Annotated in this window: 1 protein-coding gene; it reads left to right on the top strand. The window is 54.3% G+C overall.

What is annotated here, in order from left to right; all coding sequences use genetic code 11:
- Positions 1 to 1,917 (top strand): adenylate/guanylate cyclase domain-containing protein (locus LC354_RS27595; RefSeq protein ID WP_223429125.1); only part of this gene is annotated, 1,917 nt, incomplete at its 5' end.
- Positions 1,918 to 2,141 lie beyond the last annotated feature (224 nt).

Raw genomic sequence — 2,141 nt, 5'->3', positions numbered from 1 at the left:
GCGGAATTTTCAAAGTTTGGCCCGTTTCCCGTTAGCGGCCTTTCGTGTAGCGTGCAGCGAAATCCCGGTGAGAGCCCAAAAGCAACGGATGCTGCGAGGCGTTTGAATGGCTGCTTCTGCAGCACGGCCAACGCTTGCAATGCGATTATCGTTCATTCACGCTGTACGAACGATTGCTTGGAGCTTGATATCAGACGTTTGACAACGATAGTCGCCGCAGACCTAGCCGAATATTCTCGCCTGATCGCAGAGGATGAGGAAGGCGTGATTTCCAGGCTCCGCTTTATCTGGAACAAAGTGGTGAACCCTTTAGTGCGAAACGCAGGAGGGCGCGTCGTAAAAACTATGGGCGACGGATTCCTGGCGGAGTTTCCATCGCCAGTTGAAGCAACCCGCTGTGCACTGGCCATTCAAGAGACGATGTCCGCCCAAGAAACGGACTGGGCGGAGCACAATCAGCTTCGCTTTAGAATAGGGGTGCATCTTGGTGATGTTGTGGCAATTGGCGAGGACATTTTCGGAGACGCCGTGAATGTCGCCGCCAGATTGGAAGCAATCTCTCCTGTCGGAGGCATCTGCATGTCACGTGCCATGCGGGATCAAGTGAAGGGGCGGATCGACGTCGACCTGAACTCTGTTGGCGATATTTCTGTCAAGAATTTGCCTGACCCAATTGAAGCATGGGTAGTCGGCGAAGGTACTGTGGAGCCAGGAAAACAAAACGATGTGACCCCTGCGGTCGTTGTTCTGCCTTTCGACGAGATGGGCGCTGAGGACGGCTTTTTTGCGGATGGCATTGTCGATGAAATCACATCTGCATTGTCTAGTGTGAGCGACATAGCCGTTATTGCCCGTCAATCAGCCTTTATCTTCAAGGGGCGCGTTGTAGAAGTGCGCGAGGTCGGGCGAGAGTTGGGAGCTCGATACGTCGTTACCGGATCAATTCGAAGAGTTGGATCACGGGTTAGAATTTCGGTGCAGCTCTCTTCAGCGAAATCAGGGGCGAACCTTTGGTCCCAGCGATATGACGATGACCTTGATGACCTTTTCGATTTACAGGATCGCGTTGCGTCACAAGTCGCGGGTGCAATTTCCCCATCTATTCGCGCATCCGAAATCGCCGACGCTCGCGCGGTCGCACCGAAGGATAGAAAAGCCTACGAGCTTTACATGAGTGCCTTTCCCCATTTTTGGAAGCACCGACGTGAAGAAAATGAACGAGCGATCGAATTGTTATCCCTCGCGATCGAGCGGGACGGTGACAATATTCGGGCGAAGGCGCTCCGGGCTTGGGCCTATGCGCAGCAAGCAACCTATATGTGGAACAAAACACCGCTGCTATCGCGCGAAAATGCACAAACCGACGCTGAGTCGGCAGTGCTTTCGGTTGATGACCATGCGCCATCATTGGTGGCCATAGCTGCTGCAATTGGAATGACTGGCTTGGACCATGAGCGTGCGGATCAACTGCTTGAACGGGCGTTGTCCCTTGATCCGAACTCCGCTTGGGGATGGATGCGATTGGGTTGGAACAACCTTTACCGCAAGGAGATTGCGGCCGGTCTCTCCGCGTTTGATCGCGCCGAAGCACTGAGTCCGCGTGATCCTTTCTTTTTTAATTTCCAGTTTGGGCGCGCCTATGCGATGGGACTGGCCGAAAATTACAATGAAGCTATTCGGCTAGTGAAGCTGGGACTTACGGCAGGCCCGGGCGTGACTTGGGCTTATCGTGATCTTGCAAGTTTTTGTGCAAACGCCGGGCGCAAGGAAGAAGCCGACGAGGCAGTTGCTTCGCTAATGCGATCTTATCCCGGCCTGACAATCAAGCGAGTGGTCGATAGCATGCCTCCGGCTACCCACGCTCGCCACCAGATGTTCATTGATGGTTTGCGGCAGGCAGGGGTTCCCGAGGACTAAAAAAGCAATATTCCCCGTCGGGCGGTGCGGGCTTCTCCGATGTTGAACGGCATAGTGAACGCCTGTCAATGAAGCGGTTGCTCCGGCTAAATCACTGAAACTAGACATTCGCACAAACGCAGCGAAAGCTAACTTTGTCCGCATCTTACCATTTCGCGACCCGCGCGGGGAAGGTCGGCTAACTCTGTTTTGGGGCAAGGGCTGAGGTGCCGCTTCGGGCTGAC

This window comes from Tateyamaria pelophila, assembly GCF_019966495.1.
Classification (GTDB): Bacteria; Pseudomonadota; Alphaproteobacteria; order Rhodobacterales; family Rhodobacteraceae; genus Tateyamaria; species Tateyamaria pelophila.
Note: the sequence above shows the minus strand (reverse complement) of the source record. Positions and strands in the feature narration are given on the sequence as shown.